The sequence below is a fragment of the Pseudomonas sp. GM25 genome, from assembly GCF_000282255.1.
GTDB classification, from domain to species: domain Bacteria; phylum Pseudomonadota; class Gammaproteobacteria; order Pseudomonadales; family Pseudomonadaceae; genus Aquipseudomonas; species Aquipseudomonas aphyarum.
In genome coordinates this window covers 14,061-37,403 of the sequence record NZ_AKJQ01000008.1, presented here as the reverse complement: position 1 = coordinate 37,403, position 23,343 = coordinate 14,061, and the positions used below count along the sequence as shown (strand labels likewise).

The 23,343-nt window shown below is 61.4% G+C and carries 14 protein-coding genes; 1 reads left to right on the top strand and 13 read right to left on the bottom strand.

The annotated features are described in order from the left end of the window. Positions 1 to 153: 153 nt before the first annotated feature. Entirely contained in the window at positions 154 to 7,281 is a 7,128-nt protein-coding gene (locus PMI24_RS02515; RefSeq protein ID WP_007951033.1) for a TcdA/TcdB pore-forming domain-containing protein, read from the top strand. 66 nt (positions 7,282 to 7,347) lie between these two features. Here PMI24_RS02515 and PMI24_RS02510 read toward each other — a convergent pair whose 3' ends face one another. From PMI24_RS02510 to PMI24_RS29670, 13 genes are all read right to left on the bottom strand, one after another. Then, on the bottom strand, positions 7,348 to 7,944 hold the full coding sequence (locus tag PMI24_RS02510) for a MarC family protein (RefSeq protein ID WP_007951032.1): 597 nt from the start codon (positions 7,942 to 7,944) through the stop codon (positions 7,348 to 7,350). 62 nt (positions 7,945 to 8,006) lie between these two features. Continuing rightward, a complete protein-coding gene (locus PMI24_RS02505; RefSeq protein WP_007951031.1) occupies positions 8,007 to 10,784 on the bottom strand; it encodes a hybrid sensor histidine kinase/response regulator in 2,778 nt (925 codons plus the stop codon). A 102-nt stretch (positions 10,785 to 10,886) separates the two neighbouring features. Next, on the bottom strand, positions 10,887 to 12,179 hold the full coding sequence (gene purD / locus PMI24_RS02500) for a phosphoribosylamine--glycine ligase (RefSeq protein ID WP_007951030.1): 1,293 nt from the start codon (positions 12,177 to 12,179) through the stop codon (positions 10,887 to 10,889). 189 nt (positions 12,180 to 12,368) lie between these two features. After that, positions 12,369 to 13,976: a bifunctional phosphoribosylaminoimidazolecarboxamide formyltransferase/IMP cyclohydrolase gene (purH, locus tag PMI24_RS02495; protein WP_007951029.1), complete on the bottom strand. Its 1,608-nt coding sequence runs from the start codon at positions 13,974 to 13,976 to the stop codon at positions 12,369 to 12,371. Positions 13,977 to 14,058: 82 nt separating this feature from the next. Further along, on the bottom strand, positions 14,059 to 14,379 hold the full coding sequence (gene fis / locus PMI24_RS02490) for a DNA-binding transcriptional regulator Fis (protein WP_002555375.1): 321 nt from the start codon (positions 14,377 to 14,379) through the stop codon (positions 14,059 to 14,061). Beyond that, the gene (gene dusB, locus PMI24_RS02485; RefSeq protein WP_007951027.1) at positions 14,376 to 15,386 is read right to left on the bottom strand and encodes a tRNA dihydrouridine synthase DusB; all 1,011 of its coding nucleotides are present in this window, start codon (positions 15,384 to 15,386) and stop codon (positions 14,376 to 14,378) included. Before dusB ends, fis begins: the two co-directional genes overlap by 4 nt. A 185-nt stretch (positions 15,387 to 15,571) precedes the next feature. Further along, a complete protein-coding gene (locus tag PMI24_RS02480) occupies positions 15,572 to 16,840 on the bottom strand; it encodes a DUF3426 domain-containing protein (protein WP_007951026.1) in 1,269 nt (422 codons plus the stop codon). A 30-nt stretch (positions 16,841 to 16,870) separates the two neighbouring features. Continuing rightward, positions 16,871 to 17,749 carry a 50S ribosomal protein L11 methyltransferase gene (gene prmA / locus PMI24_RS02475; RefSeq protein ID WP_007951025.1) on the bottom strand — a complete coding sequence of 293 codons (879 nt, stop codon included), beginning with the start codon at positions 17,747 to 17,749 and terminating at the stop codon, positions 16,871 to 16,873. A gap of 166 nt (positions 17,750 to 17,915) precedes the next feature. Next, positions 17,916 to 19,274, bottom strand: a complete 1,359-nt coding sequence (gene accC, locus PMI24_RS02470) for an acetyl-CoA carboxylase biotin carboxylase subunit (RefSeq protein ID WP_007951024.1) — start codon at positions 19,272 to 19,274, stop codon at positions 17,916 to 17,918. Between the two features lie 17 nt (positions 19,275 to 19,291). Beyond that, positions 19,292 to 19,759: an acetyl-CoA carboxylase biotin carboxyl carrier protein gene (accB, locus tag PMI24_RS02465; RefSeq protein ID WP_007951023.1), complete on the bottom strand. Its 468-nt coding sequence runs from the start codon at positions 19,757 to 19,759 to the stop codon at positions 19,292 to 19,294. 24 nt (positions 19,760 to 19,783) lie between these two features. Next, a complete protein-coding gene (aroQ, locus tag PMI24_RS02460) occupies positions 19,784 to 20,239 on the bottom strand; it encodes a type II 3-dehydroquinate dehydratase (protein ID WP_007951022.1) in 456 nt (151 codons plus the stop codon). Positions 20,240 to 20,371: 132 nt separating this feature from the next. Continuing rightward, positions 20,372 to 22,129 carry a protein-disulfide reductase DsbD gene (locus PMI24_RS02455; RefSeq protein WP_007951021.1) on the bottom strand — a complete coding sequence of 586 codons (1,758 nt, stop codon included), beginning with the start codon at positions 22,127 to 22,129 and terminating at the stop codon, positions 20,372 to 20,374. A 157-nt stretch (positions 22,130 to 22,286) separates the two neighbouring features. Continuing rightward, positions 22,287 to 23,330, bottom strand: coding sequence for a methyl-accepting chemotaxis protein (locus tag PMI24_RS29670; RefSeq protein ID WP_371857702.1), 1,044 nt, complete (start codon positions 23,328 to 23,330; stop codon positions 22,287 to 22,289). Positions 23,331 to 23,343: the final 13 nt, after the last annotated feature.

Sequence of the window (23,343 nt, the reverse complement as noted above, 5' to 3'; positions counted from 1 at the left end):
TTTGAATGGCTTTGTGTTTGTCTTTGGATATTGTTTTGCACTAGTTTCGGTTATGTGAAATCTGTTCGGGTTTTAGTGTTTGCTTATTGCAAGTTGTTTGCTCTCGCGGCGTCGGCGCGCGCGTGTAATTTATTATGTCGAGGAAATGTTTCAATGCAGGAAGCTAAAGTTGATGGCGGGTATGTAAAGTTTGTCAATCTGTTCAAATTGTCTGATCTAGAACAAGCGCTGTTGCCCTACAAGAATACCGTTCGTTATGACGAGGTGATCCGTTACTACTTTGCCTGTGTCGGTTTGCTCGACTCGCCACGGCTCTTGCAACCCCTCGCGCTGTTAAAGCGGGCGCTTGGAGAGTTCGACGGACATCGGGTGCGACGTGAAGTTGAAAAAGCACCTGCGCCGAGCCCGAAGACGGAAACAGCGCCCGATCTTTCAGAAATCAGCGCCAGGGTCAGCGACTTCGAGTTGCGGCTGAACTATAGCGTTGAACTGATGAAAACACCTGCTACGCAGGTGCCGAAGATCCTGCACTTCGTCTGGCTGGGTGGCGGAGTCGGTGACATCCAGCGCGATTACATCAATGTCTGGAAACAGGTATTGGCCGGTCAGGGTTATCAGATCAACGTCTGGTATGACGGTGATGCGTTGCTGGCCTGGCAGGCCAATCGCTTGATGGTCGAGGCGGCCAAGGCGGACGCCATGGAGCACGGGGGCGTCGACAGCCTCTCCGACAAGGTTTTGGGCGAGATGTATGTCGCCCGTGCTATCGCTTTGAAGCAACAGATGAGCGAACACATTGATGCGGCGGTTGCGAGAGGCGAATCCGCCGATGAAGCAAGATTGCAGTTGTTGTGCCGTGCTTATGGGCAGAACGTTCAGGATTTAAAGGCGTTGAAAGCAAAGAACCGTGAAAGTATCGATGCGCTGGTCGGAGGTAATATTCGAGTGCGCGATCTGGCGGGTTCGGAAATACCTTTGAAGTTGCGGGATGTTTACCAGCGGGAAATGCGCATGCGGTGCAACCTGGCGGCTGCGTCGGATATCGTAAGAGCAGAGGTCTTGCACTTCGAAGGTGGCAGCTACAGCGATGTTGATAATTTGCCGCCGTTGCTGAAGGAAATTGCAGGTATCGATATCAGCGACTTTGGTGCCGATGCGCGCCTCGGTGTCTTGCAGTTGATGCTGGATCAGAATCCCGACTGGATGCCCGGTCGACAGGCGCTACGGGGGCGGTACAGAGACAAGCTGCTGCAAATACCCGAAGAGCATCGCCCGGTGCTGCAGGCGTTTGCCAAAAGCCGGCCGCTTTTGACTCAGGTGTTTCAGCCTCCGCAGGATCTGCTTGTCCGACCGTATGCGCTGCGCGCAGTGGCAATGGGAAACACGATCAGCAATGCCTACATGATGGCTCATGCCGGTTCGGCGGTACTTGAGTCCGTGCTCAAGCGCTTCAGGTTCAACTACGAACTGCTCGATGACACCGCCCGATTGGCCATTGAAAGAGGTATCAGTCTTCAAGAAAGCGAGGCAATGAGTACGCTGGCCAACGAAGTACTGGAACGATCTTACGGGCCTTTGGTTGAGATGCCGGGAATGGAGTCCGTCTTTGCGGCTTATCTGGCGGATGCCGTTGCCGGATACTACAACGAAGGTATCCGTCCGGGAAACGAGGGGACGATCTATTTGACCGGGCCCGTCGGAATCAAGGATGGCACCAGCGATTTCGAAAAGACATTTTTAACGCCCGAAGGGGCGCAGGCGTCACGGCGGGAAATGGCCATCGCACCTTTGCAGACGGTCAATCAGCTCACTGAAGAGGAGCTGGATCACTCCTGGAAAGAAAACGAAACCGATACCCGAAAGTGGCTCGATACTGAACAGCAAAGCTGGCGCGACGGCCGATACAAAACCCGCTACGCCGGGAATGTCGCCGAATTGCTCAAGCAGACCACCGTCGAATTCGAACTCGGCTGGCCACTGGTCGAAGGACGTCATGTCCTGAATACCGAGCTGTTGCAGCGTATGGCAGATCACCTCGGGGAACCGTTTACCAAGGCGATGATGAGCGGCCATGATGGGCCGGTCGTGTTCGCCGACCGATTGCCGCTGAGCTTCGATGATCGTCAGGCCATACGTCATCAGAACACTCGCCTGCGGCCACCGGCATTCCCGAAAAATCCGATTGCCCAGAGTATCGCGCTGGATGAACTGCTGATCGGGCTGGGTACCCGTTCCTGGCAACTCGCGCAGCTCAACCCGCTGCAGCGTTTGACGATCGGCGCGTTGCTGGGCGCCGATTCACTGGATGCCCAGCGATTTTCCGCATTGAACGGTGCGCTGGACAATCTGATCAACAGCGTCAGTGAACGCGGTACGTCCGGGCGTTACGCGGTAATTGAACAGCAGCTCTATCAGCACCGGGCACCTGCGTTCATGGCAGGCATGTCCAGTGTGGGTGATGAATTGCCCGCACATTCGGTCAACGCACTCAGCCTGAAAAAGAACGCGCTGGCCAACGCTGCGACGCTGTTTGACTGGGGGCGCCGGGTAGCGCAGATCCAAAGGCTGGCCACTCAGGAGCATCGCGATCAAATCCAGGAAAGGGCGGAGCAGGTGCTCAATCAGTTCGCGGCCGGCACCGTCAAACTGGTGCCTCAGGATTTGTTGATGCACGGGCTGGGTGATACCGCCGCCGGGCGCTGTTTTCCGCTGGCGCTGGCAATGAGTGCCGCCCTCACGCAGGGTGAGGGTGAGACCCGACAGTTGCGCGAGCGATTCTATCTGGCGGTGCTTGAGCCGGAGCATTCGGACTCGAAGGCGTTTCTGGCCGCGCTGGAGGAAATGCGTGGCGTGAACGCCGCAGAGGTGGGCACGGCGCTGGGGCGGGTCGATCTGGACAACATGGTCGCGACCCTTGAGGCGTCCGCGGGGCCTCGAACCCTGATGCTCAACTCGGACAACCACTCGATGCTGGTGGCCCGGACCGTAAACGGGAGTACGGCCGTTTACCACTTTTACGATCCGAACTTCGGCCTGTTCGAATTCGACAGCCCGGCGACCTTCCGGATGGCCCTGAAGCAATTTTTCAAGAACACGCATATCGCCCGTCATTATGCCGTGTACGGCAAACCCGGCCGTCCGCAGTTCGATCTGATCGATGTGCAAGGCGAAAAGGTTGCCGCCCTGAACCTGTCGAACGGCATCAAGGTAAGTCAGTTGCTCAGGGATGAACCGCTGCCGGACAAACCGTTCAGGTCCGTTCGCCAAAGGGTGAACAGCGCTCACGGTCGATCGCTCATGGACAATTCGCGCCTGGGCAGTGCATTGCTGTCTTCAGAAAATGACTGGTGGGCCGAGCAGATTGCCGACGTCACTGCACGTTTGCAGGAGGGCCATGAGTCGGTCACTCCGCTGGTGCCGTTGTTCGACTCGCTGGAGGTGACCCCCGAGGGCGGTTACCGGGTACACATGCTCGACCCGCAAAGTGGCGAGACGGTCGCCGTGGTCACCAGCCGGGATGATCGCCTGCTGCGGATCAGGAATTACCTGACGGATCTGTTTTCGACGCTGGGGCACAAACCTGCGACCGGCGCGGTGGTGGATCCGACAGAGGCGGCGGCCGTGCACACGCTCAATGCCGGTTTTGCGGTACAGGCGCTGATGAATGCGTTGCGCGGGCGCGAGGGCGAAGATCGCACTGTGAGCACCGCGGTTCAGTGGCATGCCTACGTCAACTACGCACAACTGGTGCATGGCAATGTGGTCGACGTAGCGGGGCTGATCGGTCTGGTGCAAGCCGCATTGCGTGATGAAAAACTGATCGCCCGCACCACTGCGAAAGTCGTCGGCGAGGCGCTCGAGCCGTTGACCGCCAGAACGCTGGGAGCTGTGGCCGGGCATGTGGCTAACGAGGGCGTCGGTGCCGTGCTGGGTCTGGCGAATGTCGGCTTCGATATCTATCTGTTGGCGAATGCTCGCAACGATGTCGAGACCGCCACCTATGCCACTCAACTGACCTTCGACGCCAGCAGTCTGGCCCTGACCGGTGCGGGACTTGGCGCAGCGGCCGCTGGCGCGGGTACGGCGGCTGCGGTGCTGGGAGGCGCCGGGGTGATTCTGGGTGGCCTTGCCGTTGGCGTGACTGCACTGGCGCAGAATTTTGCGACCATCGCTGAAGAGGCGAAGGCGGTCGGACTGTTTTTCGCGGAGCTGGAGCAGGCACATCACGGTGCCGGATTTCACTACAGCGACGAGCAAGGTGCCTGGTTGCCGCGACCGTCGCTGATCATCAACGGACTGGATCTGAGCACCGGCAAACTGCTGCTCGACAGTTCCCGGCTGTATCCGCTGCGTGATCATTTCGGTGTGCCGGACTTCGAGGTCGACTACCCGCGAGCCATCCACCTCAGTAAAGAGCTTGGCTACCCCGCCGAAATGACGTTCGCACCATCGGCCGAGCAGGCCATTGTCCTGCCGTGCACGCCGCTCACTTGCTACGGCTACGAGTACCAGATCCTGCCGTTTTCATCGCAACGCCACGACAAGGGTTTCGACATCGCGCGGCGTCTGGAGAAGAAAAAAACGGACGGCCAATGGCTGTTCCTGTTTTCGTTCTACTCGTTCCCCAGCCATTACATTGTTCATCGGATGTACCCCGATTATCGCCCGACCGAGATCAGCATCACGCTCGATGCACAGGCGCGCAAACTGGTTGTGCCGGTGATTCCCAAGCCCTGGCACGAGCAGATCAGTTATCGGATTCAGGGTGGGGGAGGCGATTGCACGCTGGTGCTCAATCCAGGTGTCAACGTCGAACTGGTGTCCGTGGGGGCGCAAAAGAACCGCTGGATCATCGTCGCACCCTGGGCCCGAGAGTCGGAGATCGTGTTCAGCCAGGACGGGCAGTTCAGTGTCAAAGGCTGCCAGTTCAAGGTGACGGCGAACAGTGCGCCGGAGATCTCCCTGCTGATCGAAAATGGCCGGCTCTTCAGGATCGCCGGCGGCAAACGGCACGAGTTGGAGCTGCTGCAGGAACAGGCCAAAGGGCTGGATGACCAGACCTTGCAGGATCATCTGCAAGCGCTGGCACGGGCGCATCGACTGGCGCTGCGCTATACGCCGATCCACAACTACCGGGTTCCTTTTGAAAACCCCAAGGCGCCGCGTTACACCAACGGCTGGTACGACGCCACGGAGGATCGGGTCCTCTATATCCGCAATGATGAAGTGTTCGACGATGAGGGATTGTTCTCGGTGGTCACCGGCGGCTCGGCGTTTTTCCATGATCCGAGTGGCTACGATATCTGCCAGGTCGATGCCGACACCGGCCTGCTCAGTCATCGCTTTCGTTTGATGTTTCGACGCACCGGCGTCAGCACGATTCGTAGCGTCGAGGCCGATGGGCAGGGTGTCGTCCACGTGGTGCAGGAGTACGCGTATGAAGACGGCACGCTTGAGCGTCTCAATTACCTGATTCATGAAGGTGAACTGTGGCTGAGCTCGGTCACTCGCGGGCTTGAACCAACTTACTCAGCGCTGTTCGATGACAGCAAAAGCCTGGCAGATTGGGCTTCGGTGCTGGGTGATCGGGTGATGCACAAGCCGGTTCAGGATGACAAAGGCTTTGCCACGGTCGACTGGCAGTTCGCGCCTTATGTTTCGATCTGCTGGATGATCGAAGAGCACGAGCGGGACATGGCCTGGGTTCGTACCCGTGACAACCTGATCGTGCGCCCGGTACCGCGACGTCACCATGCGCGCGCCTGGCCCGATTCGATCCAGAACCTGAACGAGCTGATGCTGCTGACGCCGGCCGATGACGGCGACGTGTTTGTCATTTACGACCGACCGTTCCAGAGCCTGTGCCGGGTGCAGCGCACTGTGGCGCAGGAGCAGAATCAATGGTCGCACCGCTGGGTGCAACCCGAGCGCCTGAAGCAGGTGACGGCTGAGCACAATGGCTATCAGGCCCGCACCGAGGACGGGTTGTCATTCGGGATCGGCGCTGATGGTGAGCTGCATTTTGCCGGCCTGGCAGAACCCTGGCTCAAGGGACGCAAGCAATGGTGGCTGGCGCTCGACGCCATTGCCCGGCAATACGCCGTCGAGCAATTCCCTATTGTCGGCATTGCCAATGCTGCCGGGGATGCGCGCTTGCACGCCTGGTATGTGGACAACCGTTTGTTGTTGTGTGAAGCGCAGCAGACGCAGCTCCGGTTGCTGGGCATGACACCGGACAATCAGTCGGCATGGCTGTTCGAGCCCGAGAGTGGTGAGGTCTGGCGCCAGACGTTTGTCGATCCGCAACATCTGCAGTCGGCATTCGGAGAAGGCACGCAGTTGTTGCAGACCCGGATGCTGACCAGGCCAGAACGACTCTGGACGGCGTGGCGCTTTGCCGATGTGCGGGTCGACGGTGCGGGTCTCGTGGGCACGACGGGCGAAGGTGTGGTGCTGCAACTGGAGCATCAGGAGCCACCGCAGATCATCGGTGTGCAACAGAATTGGCTGGCGGCCCATGGCGAACATCTGATCAGCGACTTGCAGGCCTTGCTGGCGAACGAAGCGCATCGTCTGTTCATTTCGATCGCCGCACAGGACGCCAGTGTGCAGTGGTACATCGCTGACAGTGCGCGGCTGGTTCAGATCCCCGCTGCCGACCTGCCGGAGGATTACGCGCTGCTGGGAACCCGGCGGCATGCCGATGTCTTGCTGCATGAGCCGCAGGATCGCGTTGTGCAGGGTTATCCGAGCCTGCGCCGGATCAGGCCGCTGGATTACGTCCAGCGCACGGGTGACGTGCTGGTGCTCGAAGGACGGGTGGATGCCTACGATCTTCTGCCGGTGATCCCGGACGATGTGCGCACGCTCGTTTTGCGGGTAGGGCGCGGTGCGATGAAATGGCACCTGTCGGAGGCGCTCATGCGCAAGCTCGACTCGCTGGTGGTGGACTGTCGTTATCCGCTGGGGGGCCGCCCGTTGGTCCTGAGCCGATTGATCCTGACGCTGACTGTCCCTCAGAAGCTGGAGGTGGCGATGGTCGAGGATCATCTGGTACTGATCGACCCCGACAGTGAACACTGCGTTCTGGTGCGCAATGCGGATGCGTCAGATCCCTCGCAGCGGGGCGATGCGATGCTAGAGGTCAATGGCCTGCGTCCGTGCCAGGTGTCGACGCTGGTGCGCTGGTTGAAGGCGCGCAAGGAAGGCGCCGAGGGCGTGACGCTGAAAGCGTTGATCGATCAGGCGGATGCGAAGAAAGCCGTCGAGTCGGCGGGTTGACGGTCCGCGGTTACTGACGAAAAAAGACCGCCGACGTTACCGTCGGCGGTCTTTTCGTTTCAGGATTCAAGGCACCAGATAACCTTTGACCCCGGTAAAGATGATCTGCGCCGCCAGTGCGCACACAAACAACCCCATCAGGCGGCTGACGATCTGCAAACCCTGATCGCCGAGAATGCGTTCGATGCGGTTCGACAGATACAGCACCACGCCTACCGTGAAGCTGGCGAGGGCGATACTCATGATCGCGAACAGCTTGTCGTCCCAGTGCGGCTGGCTGACGCCCATCACCAATAGCGCACCGATGGTCCCGGGGCCGACGGTCAGCGGAATGGTCAGCGGAACGATCGTCACGTCCTGCTGCACGTTGTCGGTCTGTACGGCCGACTTGCCCTGCGCCATGCCCAGCGCCGAAATGAACAGCACACTGCCGGCGCCGATGCGGAAGGCATCCACCGTGATGCCGAACACATCGAAAATCACCCGCCCGAACAGATACAGCAACACGCTCGAGACCAGGGTGGCGACTGCCACTTTCCAGGCCAGGCGGCGCTGTTCCTTGCGCGAGTAACCACGGGTCAGGCTGATGAAACAGGACAACACGAAGAACGGGCTGTAGAGCACCAGCATCTTCAGGTAAACACTGAATAACACGTGGAGCATGGCGCGGGCTCGCTGGCGGGGAAAGTCGGGGGAGTCTAACAGGCGCTATCGTGTCTGTCGGCTCACGACGGTTGCGTCGTCGCTCGGTTCTGCTGATCACGCTGGGCCACCCAGTGCTCGATCAGCTCACGCAGTTGCGACAGCTCCACCGGTTTGGCCATGTGCCCGTCCATGCCGGCCTGGCGCGCGCGTTCCTTGTGCTCGGCGAGGATGTGCGCGGTCAGCGCCACGATCGGCGTGCGGATGCGCTGATTGCCGACTTCCCACGCCCGCAGTTGCTGGGTGGCGGAGAAGCCGTCGAGGATCGGCATTTCGCAGTCCATCAGCACCAGGTCGTAGCGCTGGGCTTTCATCGCCTGCAAGGCCTCTTCGCCGTTGCTGGCGGTGTCTGGCTGCAGGTTGAGTTTGCCGAGCATGCCCCGGATCACCTTGGTCGAAATGGTGTTGTCTTCGGCCACCAGAATGCGGAAGTCGCTCGGCACCTTGACCGGCGCGGCGGGACTCGCGACCTGTGGCTGGAACACCACCTGGCCACGGTTGCGCTGGTTGAGTTCGTCGGCGAGCGTGGTCTTGAGGGTGTAGCCGGCCACCGGTTTGGCCAGAATGCGCTTGATCCCCGAGTTGCGCGCGATGATCTTGCTCGGCGCATTGCTGATGCCGGTGAGCATGATCAGCAGGATGTCGTGGTTCAGGCTCGGGTCTTCCTTGATCTTGGCGGCCAGTTGCATGCCGGTCATGCCGGGCATGTTCTGGTCGAGCAGGACCACGTCGAAGTAATCACGCAAATGCGCCTTGGTGCGCAGCAGGGCCAGCGCTTCCTTGCCCGACGGGACGGCGCTGACGTTCAGGCCCCAGGCGCTGCATTGCTGCACCAGCACCTTGCGGCAGGTGTCGTTGTCGTCGACCACCAGCACGCGTGCGCCTTGCAGCGGGCTGTCGAGGTCCGAGGTCGGATGCTCCAGGCGATCAGGGTCCAGCGGCAGGGTCAGCCACAGCGTGCTGCCCTGGCTGGCGCCGCTCTTGATGCCGAACTCGCCCTGCATCAAACGGATCAATTGGCGGGCGATCACCAGACCGAGGTTGCCGCCCAGACGATTGGCCGACAGGAAGTGCTTGCTGTGCAACTCGGCGTGCATCAGCGCGTCGCGTTCTTCCTGATCCATCGGCTGGCCGCTGTCCTGCACGGCAATGCGCAGGCGTGGCCCGGCGCTGCGTTCGTCGAGGGCGACGACTACCAGCACTTCACCTTCTTCGGTTTTCTTCAGGGCGTTTTCCAGCAGGCTCAGCAACGTCTGGCGCAGGCGTGTCGGGTCGCCGCTGATGACCCGTGGCACTTGAGGCTGGATGAAGCTGATCAGCTCGACGTTCTGCTGTTCGGCCTTGGCGCGGTAGATGCTCAGGCAATCGTCGATCAGCGCGTTGAGGTCGAACTGCACGTCGTCGAGTTCGATCTGCCCGGACTCGAGCCGCGAGATGTCGAGGATCTCGTTGATCAGGGTCAGCAGTTCGTTGCCGGCGCTGTGGATGGTTTGCACGTAATCGCGTTGCTTGACCGACAGTGGCGTGCCGAGCAGCAGTTCGGTCATGCCCAGTACGCCGTTCATCGGCGTGCGGATTTCGTGGCTGATCTTGGCCAGGAATTCGGCCTTGGCGTTGATCTCGGCGTTGCTCGCCGCGAGGTCGCGGCTGATGCTGAAACGGCTTTCGGTGATGCTGCGCTGGCGCTCGCCGAGGGCGATGCTCATCAGCAGGCCACTGATACAGATGAAACCCATCAGGGTCATGATCAGGCCTTGCGGCGCGACCAGGGTCAGCCCCAGCAAGGCCGGAAGGATGATCAGCGTTCCGATGTTGAACACCACCATTGCGGCGACGAACAAGCGGGCAGGGCGGTAGCCTTTCTGCCAGTGATAGAACGCCACCAGCAACATGCTCAGCCCGGCCAGGGCCACCAGCGCGTAGGTGATGATGTTCAGCGGCAGGGTGTTGACGAACAACAGCAGCAGGCTGCAGATCACGATGAACAGGATGTCGCCGATCAGCAGCTTGTTCAGCGGATGCGGGCCGAGCGGCGCGAAGAAGCGGTAAGCGAACATCAGGCCCGCCGGAGCGGTCAGCAGCAGGGCCAGATAGGCGCCGGGAGTCTGGATCGCGTGCCAGTTCGGCAGCCACGGACCGGCGAGGTTGAGCAACAGCAACAGGCTCAGGCTCAACAGGCCTTCACACACCGCCAGCCACAGGCTGCTGCGCGAGCGGGTGTAGGCGTAGCGGATCAGGTTGTGCAGGATCAGCATCGCCAGACAGCCGAACAGCAGGCCGTAGATCAGCGTCTGGTTGTGATTGGCCGCGGCCATCACCGCCGATTGCAGGGTGATATACGGGCGCAACTGGTGATCGGAGACCAGTCGCAGGTAAACGTCGAGGGGTTTGTCGCTCTGCGGCAACGGCAGCATGAAGTCGCTGCTGGGCAGCGGTCGTTCCACCTGGGGCTGGGTGGTGCCGGTGTCGCGTTGTTCGATCAGGCGATCGCCGTCGAGGACATACAGATTGAGGTGCGACAGGTCGGGGGCGAAGATCCGCAGCACTTGTTCGTGCTTGCCGGGCGCCAGCCTGAAGCGCAGCCACAAGGCGCCATCGGGTTCGGCCGCGGTGAGGCGGTCAAGCTCGATAGGGCTGAATTGATTGGTGTAGCGGGCGGAGCGGATATCGCTCAGCTGGAGGTTGCCCTGATCGTCAAGCAATACCGACCAGCCACTGCCTTGCGCGGCCTGGGCCGGAAGCATGCAGAGCAAGGTCAGCAACGTGACGGTGAAGCCTATGGCAATCCTGAGCCAGCGCACGGCGAAATCCCTTCGTAGGTTGATGCCAGAATATAACGATGCGCAGCGTCGGAACAGTCCGGCAAGGGCGATGAGCCCCTGCCGGAAACACAGCGTAGCTTATTACTGAGACTCACCGCGTTCACGGGCAATGGCGCGGTAGCCAATGTCGGTGCGGTAGAAGCAGCCTTCCCAGTCGATGGCCTTGGCCAGTTTGTAGGCCTGCTCCTGGGCGGCGCCAACGCTGGCGCCCATGGCGGTGGCGCAAAGCACCCGACCACCGGCTGTCACGACGTTGCCGTCCTTGAGTGCAGTACCGGCGTGGAAAACCTTGCCTTCCAGTGCGGCGGCTGCGTCCAGACCATTGATCGGCGCGCCCTTGGCGTAGTCGCCCGGGTAACCGCCGGCGGCCAGCACGATGCCGACGCTCGGACGTGGATCCCACTGTGCTTCAACCTTGTCCAGCGCTTGCGCCAGTGCCGCTTCGACCAGCAATACCAGGCTCGATTGCAGACGCAGCATCACCGGTTGGGTTTCCGGATCGCCGAAACGGCAGTTGAACTCGATGACCTTCGGATTGCCGGCCTTGTCGATCATCAGACCGGCGTACAGGAAACCGGTGTAGACGTTGCCTTCGTCGGCCATGCCGCGCACGGTCGGCCAGATCACCTGGTCCATCACGCGCTGGTGCACGTCGGCGGTGACAACCGGAGCCGGGGAGTAAGCACCCATGCCGCCAGTGTTCGGGCCGCTGTCGCCGTCGCCGACGCGTTTGTGGTCCTGGCTGGTGGCCATCGGCAGAACGTTCTTGCCGTCGACCATGACGATGAAACTGGCTTCTTCGCCGTCGAGGAATTCTTCGATGACAACGCGCGAACCAGCGTCGCCAAAGGAATTGCCGGCGAGCATGTCGCGCACGGCGTCTTCGGCTTCGGCCAGGGTCATGGCGACGATCACGCCTTTACCGGCGGCCAGACCGTCGGCCTTGATCACGATCGGTGCGCCTTTTTCACGCAGATAAGCCAGGGCCGGCTCGATCTCGGTGAAGTTCTGGTAGTCGGCGGTCGGGATCTTGTGGCGTGCCAGGAAATCCTTGGTGAAGGCTTTCGAGCCTTCCAGCTGCGCGGCGCCGGCGGTCGGACCGAAGCAATCCAGGCCACGGGAGCGGAACAGGTCGACGACGCCGGCCACCAATGGTACTTCCGGACCGACGATGGTCAGGGAAACGTTTTTCTCGGCGAAGTCAGCGAGCTGCTCGAGGGCCAGCACGTCGATGGCGACGTTTTCGCACTTGGCTTCAATCGCAGTGCCGGCGTTGCCCGGCGCCACGAAAACTTTCTGCACACGCGGATCCTGAGCCACTTTCCAGGCCAGGGCGTGTTCGCGGCCACCGCTGCCAATGATCAAAACATTCATTTCAAAAACCTCGGATGACGCTAATTCTGTTTTAGAACCTGAAGCGCTTCACGCTCCAGGAGGTCGCAATGAAGTCGGTAGATGCAAGGCGGAGTCGACCTCGGTGAGCGGAGTTGCCTTTTGGCAATGAGCATCATCGAGGTCGGCTCCAACGCAGCAGATGCCGGCTTCAGTGCGGCCGTTGTCTGATTAGTGACGGAAGTGGCGCATGCCGGTGAATACCATGGCGATGCCAGCCTCGTCGGCAGCAGCAATCACTTCAGCATCACGCATCGAACCACCCGGCTGGATCACCGCAGTGATACCGACCTTGGCCGCATTGTCCAGACCGTCGCGGAACGGGAAGAACGCGTCCGAAGCCATTACCGAACCCGCCACTTGCAGACCGGCGTGCTCAGCCTTGATCGCCGCGATACGCGCGGAGTTCACGCGGCTCATCTGGCCGGCGCCGACACCGATGGTCTGACGGTTCTTGGCGTAGACGATGGCGTTGGATTTGACGAACTTGGCCACTTTCCAGGCGAAGATCAGGTCGTGGACTTCCTGTTCGGTCGGGGCGCGCTTGGTCACCACTTTCAGGTCGTCGGCGCCGATCATGCCGATGTCGCGGCTCTGTACCAGCAGGCCACCGTTGACGCGCTTGTAGTCCCAAGCCGGAACGCGATCCGCCGACCACTCGCCGCAGGCCAGCAGGCGTACGTTAGCTTTGGCAGCAACGATGGCGCGGGCTTCATCGCTGACGCTTGGGGCGATGATCACTTCAACGAACTGACGCTCGACGATCGCCTTGGCGGTCTCGGCATCCAGTTCACGGTTGAAGGCGATGATGCCGCCGAACGCCGATTCGGTGTCAGTGGCGTAGGCCAGTTCGTAGGCCTGACGGATGCCGCCTTCGGCGTCCGGGCTCACGGCCACGCCGCACGGGTTGGCGTGCTTGACGATCACGCAGGCCGGTTTGACGAAGCTCTTCACGCATTCCAGCGCGGCGTCGGTGTCGGCCACGTTGTTGTACGACAGTTCCTTGCCTTGCAGTTGGGTCGCGGTGGCGATGCCGACTTCGGCAGGCTTGGCTTCAACGTAGAACGCCGCGCTCTGGTGCGGGTTCTCGCCGTAGCGCATTTCCTGGGCCTTGATGAACTGGCTGTTGAAGGTGCGCGGGAATTCGCTGCGACCTTCGGTGCTGAGGGTGTCAGCGGCCTGGTTCACGGTGCCCATGTAGTTGGCGATCATGCCGTCGTAGGCGGCGGTGTGTTCGAACGCCTTGAGCATCAGGTCGAAACGCTGAGCGTAGGTCAGGCCGCCGGCCTTGAGGTTTTCCAGGACGTTGGCGTAATCGCTGGCATTCACCACGATGGCCACGTCTTTGTGGTTTTTCGCCGCCGAACGGACCATGGTCGGGCCGCCGATGTCGATGTTCTCGATGGCGGTCGGCAGGTCGCAGCCTGGCTTGCTGATGGTGGCTTCGAACGGGTACAGGTTGACGGCTACCAGATCGATCGGCTTGATGCCGTGCTCGTTCATGATCGCGTCATCGATACCGCGACGACCGAGGATCCCGCCGTGGATTTTCGGGTGCAGGGTTTTCACCCGACCGTCCATCATCTCTGCGAAACCGGTGTAATCCGCGACTTCCACTGCGGCCACGCCGTTGTCCTGCAGCAGTTTGAAGGTCCCGCCGGTGGAAAGGATTTCCACGCCCAGGGCTTCCAGCTCCCTGGCGAATTCGAGGATCCCGGTCTTGTCGGAAACACTGATCAAGGCGCGGCGGATCGGCAGGCGGGTAGTCTGGTCGGTCATCTCAATTTCCATCAAAAGCAAGGGAAGTCAGCAAAAAAGGCGACCGGTTTTACGCGGGCGCCTTTCTGGTTTGATTGAATGCTTACAGCAGATCGTACTGCTTGAGTTTCTTGCGCAGCGTGCCGCGGTTCAGTCCGAGCAGCTCGCTGGCCTTGGTCTGGTTGCCCTTGACGTAGTTCATCACGCTTTCGAGCAGGGGAGCCTCGACTTCGGAGAGCACCAGGTTGTACACGTCCGTGACGGACGCGCCCTCAAGGTGGGCGAAATAATTGTGCAGCGCCTTCTCGACACTCCCGCGAAGGGTCTGGCCTTCTTCGCTCGGGGTATTGAGGTGCTGTTTCAAATTCACGTTGTCGCTCACGGGTGTTGTTCCACTCACTAAAGTCTCGGTCATCATCGTCATGCGGCCACCCCTTCTCCGTCCCCTGTCAGGCTCTTGTAACGTTCGGCGAAGAACTCCCGAACGTTGGCGCATTGTGTTTCCGTACCATCCAAACGATTGAAGTGGGCGCGAAATTCCCTGGCGCCCGGCAAGGTTGCGAGATACCAGCCCACATGCTTGCGGGCAATTCGCACACCCATCACGTCCCCATAGAAGGCGTGAAGGGCGGCCAGATGCTCAAGCAGAATGCGTTCCACCTCGATCAGCTCCGGCGCCGGCAGTTTTTCGCCGGTACGCAGGAAGTGTTCGATCTCGCGAAAAATCCATGGCCGCCCCTGGGCAGCCCGGCCGATCAACAGGCCATCGGCACCGGTCGCGTCGAGCACGTAGCGGGCCTTTTCCGGCGATACGATGTCGCCGTTGGCAAAGACCGGAATCGACACCGCCTGCTTGATCGCGGCAATGGTGTCGTACTCGGCTTCGCCGGTGTACAGGTCGGCGCGGGTGCGGCCATGCACCGCCAGCGCCGTGATCCCGGCCTGCTCGGCGATCTTCGCCACGGTCAGGCCGTTCTTGTTGTCGCGATCCCATCCGGTGCGGATCTTCAGGGTCACCGGCACATCAACTGCCGCCACGACGGCATGCAGGATCTCGGTAACCAGTGCCTCATCCTTCAACAACGCGGAGCCGGCGGCCTTGTTGCAGACCTTCTTCGCCGGGCAACCCATGTTGATATCAATAATCTGTGCGCCCAGTTCGACGTTGGCCCGGGCTGCATCCGCCAGCATCTGCGCATCGCCACCGGCGATCTGCACCGAGCGTGGCTCGGGATCGCCTTCGTGGATCATGCGCATGCGCGACTTGCGGGTGTTCCACAGGCTCATGTCACTGGTGACCATTTCCGAGACTACAAGCCCTGCGCCCAAACGCTTGCACAGCTGACGAAAGGGCTGGTCGGTGACACCCGCCATCGGGGCGAGGATCAAGCCGTTCTGCAATGTATATGGGCCGATGCGTACCGCCGACATAGGACTTCCCTGAAGTGGGGCCGGATCATGAGAGTTCGAAAAAGGGTTGGCATGATACCCGCTCTCGATGACTGGATAAAGGCTGAATTGAACAAAATCTGAACAGTTATTCTGTTATTACCGCCGGTTTGGTCACGCGCTGCGCAGTCAGAAAACTGCCGTCAATCCGGGAGCGGTGAAGCGTTTCACTCGGGCGAGTGGAAACTCAGGCTGTAGTTCACGGCTTTCGGGCCTGGATCGAGGATGTCCAGGGCGATGTGGATCGGCGTCTGCGGCGGCATTTCCGCCATGCCTTCGAGGTCGCCGTTGAGGTATTCGCCGGGTTTGAAGCGACGACTGGCGATCAGGTGACCGTTAAGGTCGGCGAAGCGCAGCTCCAGCAGCGGAAACGGCTGCGAGAACGGCGCGCGGTTATAGATGATCGCATCCACCACCAGTGCACCGCTGAATTCCGGGTGGCTGCGCACCACCAGGTTGCTGCTCTTGATCTTGGCGATATCCACCTTGGACGGCACCGTGCAGCCGACTTGCGGACACAGTTGCTGGAACCACGGCCGGTATTGATCCTGACGCGCCAGTTCATCGAAGTGATAGGCGATGTACTGTCCGCCCAGACCGGCGGCGGCCAGCACGATCAGCAACAGCCAGAGCAGGCGACGGCCCCAGGGCGAGCGGCGTTTCTGCCAGTCCAGTTGCAGCGGGTCGTCGGTCAGATCCTGCAAGGCTTCGGCGCGAACACTGGATTCGACGCGTTCGCGTTTTTTGCGCGGTGCTTCGATCAGTGGCAGTTCGTCGTCGACGTCGTCGCTGGCCGACAGGCGTTCGCGGCGGGCGTTCGGGTCGATCGGATCGTGCAGGCGCAGTTGCGGGATCGGCGGTTCATCGTCGAGATCCACCGGCTCCAGCGACAGCGAGGGTTCGGTGCGCTCCGGTCGGACCGGCTCGGCCTCGATGGCTTCGTGTTCATCTTCGACTTCGGGTGCGCGTTCATCCGCCGGCTCGCTGAACAGGCTGTCCGGCCACGTCGTGTCTTCCGGTTCGTGGCTGTCGCGGCGAGCGCTCAGGGCGTCTTCGCGCGGGCGGCCGAGCTCGGTGGTCGGCTGGATTTCCCGTTGCTCGAGGCGGGCAAGTTCTTCGTCCAGATCCAGGCTGTCCAGATCCAGCTCGGCGGCGCTCCATTGCTTCTGGCTGATGGCGCGTGGCTCGGGCGTTTCGACGATGGCCGGTGGCTCGACAGGCGCCGGCTCGCTGATCGGTGGCGGCTCGCTGATTAACGGCGCCACCGGCGTGACCGCTTCCTTGCCTGCGTGTTGCTCCAGCAATTGCTTGGCGGCATTGAACACTTGCAGGCAGGAGCCGCAACGAACCACCCCGCGGGCCACGCTCAACTGAGCGTGGCTGACGCGGAAACTGGTTTGGCAATGCGGGCACTGGGTGACGAAGCTGTCGGTCATGCGGCGATCCGGATTGAGCAGGCGGTCATTCTAGCGCCGACGGCCGGTGATGCGCACCCAGCCATCACGATTGGCGATCGGGTCGAGATCGAAGTCCTGCGCGTAGGCGGCAGCGACTTCGTCACCTTGTTCGGCGAGGATCCCCGACAGTGCCAGACGCCCGCCGGACTTGACCAGGCCGGACAGTTGCGGCGCCAGGGAAACCAGCGGGCCGGCCAGAATGTTGGCCACCAGCACGTCGGCTTTGACCTGCGGCAGGTCTTCCGGCAGGTACAGCGGGAACAGTTCGTCAGCGATGTTGTTGCGCCCGGCGTTGTCGCGGGAGGCTTCGAGTGCCTGCACGTCGATGTCGGTGCCGACGGCTTCTTTCGCGCCGAGCAGCAGGGCGGCAATCGCCAGAATCCCCGAGCCGCAGCCGAAATCCAGCACGTTGCAGTCTTTCAGGTCCTGGCCGTCCAGCCATTCCAGGCACAGAGCGGTGGTCGGGTGAGTGCCGGTGCCGAACGCCAGGCCCGGGTCCAGCAGCAGGTTGACCGCGTCCGGCTCCGGTGCGGCATGCCAGCTCGGCACGATCCACAGACGCTGGCCGAAGCGCATCGGCTGGAAACCATCCATCCAGCTGCGTTCCCAGTCCTGGTCTTCGATCACTTCGCTGTGATGCTCGGGCAGCGGGCTGCCGGTCAGCAGTTCCAGATGGGCCAGTACCGGGGCGGCTTCGGTGCCGCCCTCGAACAGGGCCAGCAGGTGGGTGTGCGCCCACAGCGGGGTGGTATTGAGTTCCGGTTCGAAGATCGGCTGATCTTCGGCGTCCATGAAGGTCACCGAAACGGCGCCCACTTCAAGGAAAGCGTCTTCGTAGGTTTCGGCTTGTTCTGGGCTGATGGCGAGACGGACTTGCAGCCAAGGCATGGCGGGCACCTGTGAAAAAGATTGATTGCAGCCTAGCGGCCTGCGAGAAGCGCGCAAGTTTACGCGAGCGCGACGGTTTTGTGGGAGCGGGGAATGTGTGAGCAGATGAAACCTGCAGAAACAACAAAGCCGCCCGAAGGCGGCCTTGTCAGGTGCGGGCTGAAGCTTAGTGCTTCTCGCCAGCCAGCTTGTGCTCGAGGTAGTGAATGTTCACGCCCCCTTTGCAGAAGCCTTCGTCGCGGGTCAGATCACGGTGCAGCGGGATGTTGGTCTTGATCCCGTCGACCACGATTTCGTCCAGGGCATTGCGCATGCGGGCCATGGCTTCGTCGCGGGTCGCGCCGTAAGTGATCAGCTTGCCGATCAGCGAGTCGTAGTTCGGCGGAACGGCATAACCGCTGTACAGGTGCGAATCGACGCGAACGCCGTTGCCGCCTGGAGCGTGGAAATGCTTGACCGTACCCGGGCTCGGCATGAAGGTTTTCGGGTCTTCGGCGTTGATCCGGCATTCCAGCGAGTGACCGCGGATGACCACATCATCCTGGGTATACGACAGCTTGTTGCCAGCGGCGATGCTGAGCATCTCCTTGACGATGTCGATACCGGTGACCATTTCCGAAACCGGGTGCTCCACCTGAACACGGGTGTTCATTTCGATGAAGTAGAAACGACCGTTCTCGTACAGGAACTCGAAGGTGCCGGCGCCACGGTAGCCGATGTCGATGCACGCCTTGACGCAGCGAGCCAGGACTTCCTTGCGCGCGTTCTCGTCGATGCCCGGTGCCGGCGCTTCTTCGAGAACCTTCTGGTGACGGCGTTGCAGCGAGCAATCGCGGTCGCCGAGATGGATGGCGTTGCCCTGGCCGTCGGACAGAACCTGCACTTCGACGTGGCGCGGGTTGGTCAGGAATTTTTCCAGATAGACCATCGGGTTGCCGAACGCCGCGCCAGCTTCGGAGCGGGTCAGTTTCGCCGAGGCAATCAGGTCTTCTTCCTTGTGCACCACACGCATGCCGCGACCACCACCGCCGCCGGCGGCCTTGATGATCACCGGGTAGCCGACTTCACGACCGATGCGCAGTGCCGTTTCCTCGTCTTCCGGCAGCGGGCCGTCGGAACCTGGAACGGTTGGCACGCCCGCTTCGATCATCGCGTGCTTGGCCGATACCTTGTCGCCCATCAGGCGAATGGTGTCGGCTTTGGGGCCGATGAAAGCGAAGCCGGAGTTCTCGACCTGCTCGGCGAAATCAGCGTTTTCCGCGAGGAAACCGTAGCCTGGGTGAATGGCGGTAGCGCCAGTCACTTCAGCGGCAGCGATGATGGCCGGGATGTGCAGGTAGGACTGAGCGGCAGAAGCCGGGCCGATGCAGACGGATTCGTCTGCCAGACCCAGGTGCATCAGCTCTTTGTCGGCCTTGGAGTAAACGGCGACGGTCTTAATGCCCATCTCTTTGCAGGCACGCAGAATCCGCAGGGCGATCTCACCGCGGTTAGCGATCAGAACTTTTTCCAACTTCGCAGTCATCAAAGGCTCTCCGCAGTTCAAACGATGGTGAACAGCGGTTGGTCGTACTCAACCGGCTGGCCGTCTTCGACGAGGATGGACTCGATCACACCGCTGGTTTCAGCTTCGATGTGGTTCATCATCTTCATGGCTTCGACGATGCACAGGGTGTCGCCTTTTTTCACGGTCTGGCCGACTTCAACGAAGGACGGCGAGGTTGGCGAAGATTTGCGATAGAAGGTGCCGACCATCGGCGAACGGGCAACGGTGCCGTTCAGCGCTGGAGCAGCAGCGGCAGCCGGAGCTGCTGCAGCAGCAACCGGAGCGGCAGCGGCGGCAGGTGCAGCGGCCGGAGCCTGCATCGGAGCCGGTGCGTAGTACTGCTGCGCCGGGGTCTTGCTGTGACGGCTGATGCGTACGGACTCTTCGCCTTCCTTGATCTCGAGCTCGTCGATGCCGGACTCTTCCAGCAATTCGATCAGTTTCTTAACTTTACGGATATCCATGAATCATCAACTCCCAAGGGTCGGTCAGGGGCGTATAGCTTGTTGTTCAAGCTGCTCTAGTGCAGCCTCCAGGGCCAGTCGATAACCGCTGGCGCCAAGGCCGCAGATCACTCCTACCGCTACATCGGAGAAGTAAGAGTGATGGCGGAAAGGTTCGCGTTTGTGCACGTTGGACAAATGCACTTCGATGAATGGGATGCTCACTCCCAGCAGCGCGTCACGTAATGCGACACTTGTGTGTGTAAATGCTGCCGGGTTGATCAGAATGAAGTCCACGCCCTCGCCGCGTGCGGCGTGGATGCGGTCGATCAATTCGTACTCGGCGTTGCTTTGCAGATACAGCAGATGATGGCCGGCTTCACGGGCGCGGCGTTCCAGATCCTGATTGATCTGCGCCAGGGTGGTCGACCCGTAGGTCCCGGGTTCCCGGGTGCCGAGCAGGTTCAGGTTGGGGCCGTGCAGCACCAGTAGCGTTGCCATCTGCGTGTTCCTTGTTATGGGTGAGCCTTCGTCAGAACCCGGCGACTATGCCGCAAAGACTTTGTGACTGTCCAGTTCTCTGCAATAGCCAGCACGATGTCCGATGTTTGCGCAAAATATGTGACTGACTGATTAAATCCGGTCATTCGCTTTCGCGACACGTTCGGCGAAGTCGCTGGCGTTGATCTCGCCGATCACCCGCACATCGCGACGTTCCACCCCTTCCTTGTCGAAGAACATCAGCGCCGGTGGGCCGAACAGGCTGTAGCGGTCAAGCAGGGTGCGCTGTTCGGCATTGCTCGCGGTGATGTCGAAGCGGATCAGCCGGTAACCCTTGAGCCGATCCAAGACCGTGGCGTCATTGAGCACTTCGTGTTCGATGACTTTGCAGCTGATGCACCAGTCGGCGTACCAGTCGAGCAGCAACGGGGTGCCGGCGGTTTTCGCTTCGAGCAGCACCCGATCCAGTTCCGCCGGGGTGCTGACGGTCTGCCACGAGCCGCTGTTTTGCGCGGTCGAGCCGCTGTCCGCAAGGCGTGCCGGGGCTATCGGATTCAGCGGGTCGGTCTGGCCGCTGAACGCGCCGTACCAGCAGGCCAGCGCATAAAACAGCAGGAACATGCCGAGCAACTGGCCGAGCCGTTTGCGCGGCGGTTTGTAGACGAATTCCAGAGCGCCGAGGAACAGGCCGACACCGCCGGCCAGCAGGCCGATCAGCAGCAAGGTGATCTGCCCCGGCAACACCCGGCTGAGCAAACCGATGGCCAACCCGAGCAGCAACACGCCGATGCCGTTCTTCACGTACATCATCCACGGCCCGCTTTTCGGCAGCCACGCCGCGCCGCCGGTAGCCACCAGCAACAGCGGCGCGCCCATGCCCAGCCCGAGCATGAACAGCTTCAGGCCACCGCCCAGCGCATCGCCGCTGGCGCTTATATAAAGCAGCGCGCCGGCCAGCGGGGCGGAAACACACGGGGATACCAGCAGACTCGACACCACACCCAACACCGCCGCGCCCCACAGCGAGCCGCCTTCGGTGCGCCCGGCGATCCGGTCGAGGCGGCTGCTGATGAAGTGCGGCAGTTTCAGCTCGAACACGCCGAACATCGCCAGCGCGAACACCGCAAAGAACATCGCAAACGGCACCAGCACCCACGCCGATTGCAACCGCGCCTGCAAATTCAGTTGCGCGCCGAACAGCCCCATCAAGGCCCCGAGCAGCGCAAAGCACGCAGCCATCGGCAGCACATAAGCGAGCGACAGATTGAAGCCGCGCAAACCGCCGACCTGCCCGCGCAACACCACGCCAGACAGGATCGGCAGCATCGGCAATACACAAGGCGTGAAGGTCAAGCCCAGGCCCGCCAGGAAAAACAGCGCCAGATCACGCCAGTCCCAACCCGTCACCGGAGCGGACGCGTCATTCGCCGCTGCGTTGCCCTCGATGCTCAGGCGTTCGGTTTCCGGCGGATAGCACAAACCCTTGTCGGCACAGCCCTGATAGGTGACGGCCAGCGTGAAGGCTCGGGAATCGTTACGCGGTAGCTCCACATCGAGAATGCCGTGATAGACCTCGACGTCGCCAAAATACTCGTCGTGTTTCTGTTCGCCCTGGGGCAGTTGTGCGGCACCGAGTTTCACCTCGGCAGGCTCGGCCCGAAACTGGAAACGATGGCGGTAGAGGTAATAGCCTTCGGTGGCGACGAAGCGCAGTTTGACCGATTGCGGCGTGCTCTCGACCAGGCTCAGTTGAAAGGCTTCGCGTACCGGCAGGAAATCGGCGCTGTTGTTGACCGAGCCCAGCGTGGCGCTGGGTTTGCTGTCGAACAGACCGGCGGCGCCGGCCGGCAGGGCGAAGACGAAAAACAGCAGGCAGAGCAGACGGCGCATGACAATCTCGCGAATCAAAGGTGCGGGAATGATAGCGGACGGAGTGCCGATTGGCAGGTTCTTGCGTTGACTCGTCTGGCCCCATCGCGAGCAGGCTCGCTCCCACAGTGGGTATGTATTCCAATGTGGGAGCGAGCCTGCTCGCGATAGCCATCTGTCAGACGCGAAAGGCTTGCACGGCAGTGTGCAGCTGACCGCCCAGTAACAGCAGGTTCTCGCCCTGCTCGCGGCCCTGACCGATGCGCAGCAGATTGTCCCCTCCCAATTGGTGAATCCGCTCGCTGTGATCGCGGATCTCGCTGACCGCGCCGCTCTGTTGCGCGGTGATGTCGGCGATGCGGATCGCGGTGTCGGAGATGGTCTGGATCGCCCCGACAATCTTGTCCAGCGCACCGTCCGCCGATTGCGCCTGATTGGCCGTGGCCTCGGCGTGTTCGACCTGCGCGCGCATGCCTTCGACCGATTGCCGGGCGGCGGTTTGCAGGCCGGCGATCAGGGTCTGGATTTCCGCGGTGGCGCCGGCGGTTCGCTGCGCCAGTGAGCGCACTTCCTCGGCCACCACGGCGAAGCCGCGACCCATCTCCCCGGCGCGGGCGGCTTCGATCGCCGCGTTGAGCGCCAGCAGGTTGGTCTGGTCGGCAATCGAGCGGATCACCGTCAGCACGCCGCCGATGGTTGCCGACTCTTCGGCCAGGTGTTCGATCATCTGCGCATTGCCTTGCACTTCGCCGACCAACGCGTGCAGACCGGTGAGGCTCTGGCCGATCACCTGTTGCCCGTGTTCGACGGCTAGCCCGGCATGACGACTGGCGTCGGCGGCCTGGCGCGCATCGCCGGCCACTTGCTGGATGGTCGCTTCCAGTTCGCCGAGGGAATCACGGATCAGCGCGGTATCGCCGGCCTGATGTTCGGCGCCGCTGTGCAAGTCATTGCTCAGTTCGGCGAGGGTGCGACTGCTGCCCGCCACCTGCTCGGCATTGCCGCGAATCGTCCCGACCAGATCCACCAGATAGGCACGCAGACGATTGAGCGAGGCTTCGATGTCGTGCAGTTCGCGGTTGGTCTTGCCCAGATGAATGTCGCGGCTGAAATCGCCTTCGGCCCAGGTCGACAGCGCTGGCGCGAGGTTGGTCAGGGTGCGGGCCAGGCGCCGTTGCAGGGTGTCGATCAGCAGCGCGATCAGCAGAATCAGGCCGATCATCACGCCTTGCATC

Bases quoted from the DNA above. Each gene is read 5' to 3' on its own strand.
- PMI24_RS02455 (WP_007951021.1), bottom strand. From the start codon at position 22,129: ATGCGCCGTCTGCTCTGCCTGCTGTTTTTCGTCTTCGCCCTGCCGGCC.
- PMI24_RS02480 (WP_007951026.1), bottom strand. From the start codon at position 16,840: ATGACCGACAGCTTCGTCACCCAGTGCCCGCATTGCCAAACCAGTTTC.
- purH (WP_007951029.1), bottom strand. From the start codon at position 13,976: ATGACCGACCAGACTACCCGCCTGCCGATCCGCCGCGCCTTGATCAGT.
- fis (WP_002555375.1), bottom strand. From the start codon at position 14,379: ATGACGATGATGACCGAGACTTTAGTGAGTGGAACAACACCCGTGAGC.
- accB (WP_007951023.1), bottom strand. From the start codon at position 19,759: ATGGATATCCGTAAAGTTAAGAAACTGATCGAATTGCTGGAAGAGTCC.
- prmA (WP_007951025.1), bottom strand. From the start codon at position 17,749: ATGCCTTGGCTGCAAGTCCGTCTCGCCATCAGCCCAGAACAAGCCGAA.
- PMI24_RS02510 (WP_007951032.1), bottom strand. From the start codon at position 7,944: ATGCTCCACGTGTTATTCAGTGTTTACCTGAAGATGCTGGTGCTCTAC.
- purD (WP_007951030.1), bottom strand. From the start codon at position 12,179: ATGAATGTTTTGATCATTGGCAGCGGTGGCCGCGAACACGCCCTGGCC.
- PMI24_RS02515 (WP_007951033.1), top strand. From the start codon at position 154: ATGCAGGAAGCTAAAGTTGATGGCGGGTATGTAAAGTTTGTCAATCTG.
- accC (WP_007951024.1), bottom strand. From the start codon at position 19,274: ATGACTGCGAAGTTGGAAAAAGTTCTGATCGCTAACCGCGGTGAGATC.
- aroQ (WP_007951022.1), bottom strand. From the start codon at position 20,239: ATGGCAACGCTACTGGTGCTGCACGGCCCCAACCTGAACCTGCTCGGC.
- dusB (WP_007951027.1), bottom strand. From the start codon at position 15,386: ATGTCGGCGGTACGCATCGGCCCATATACATTGCAGAACGGCTTGATC.
- PMI24_RS29670 (WP_371857702.1), bottom strand. From the start codon at position 23,330: ATGATCGGCCTGATTCTGCTGATCGCGCTGCTGATCGACACCCTGCAA.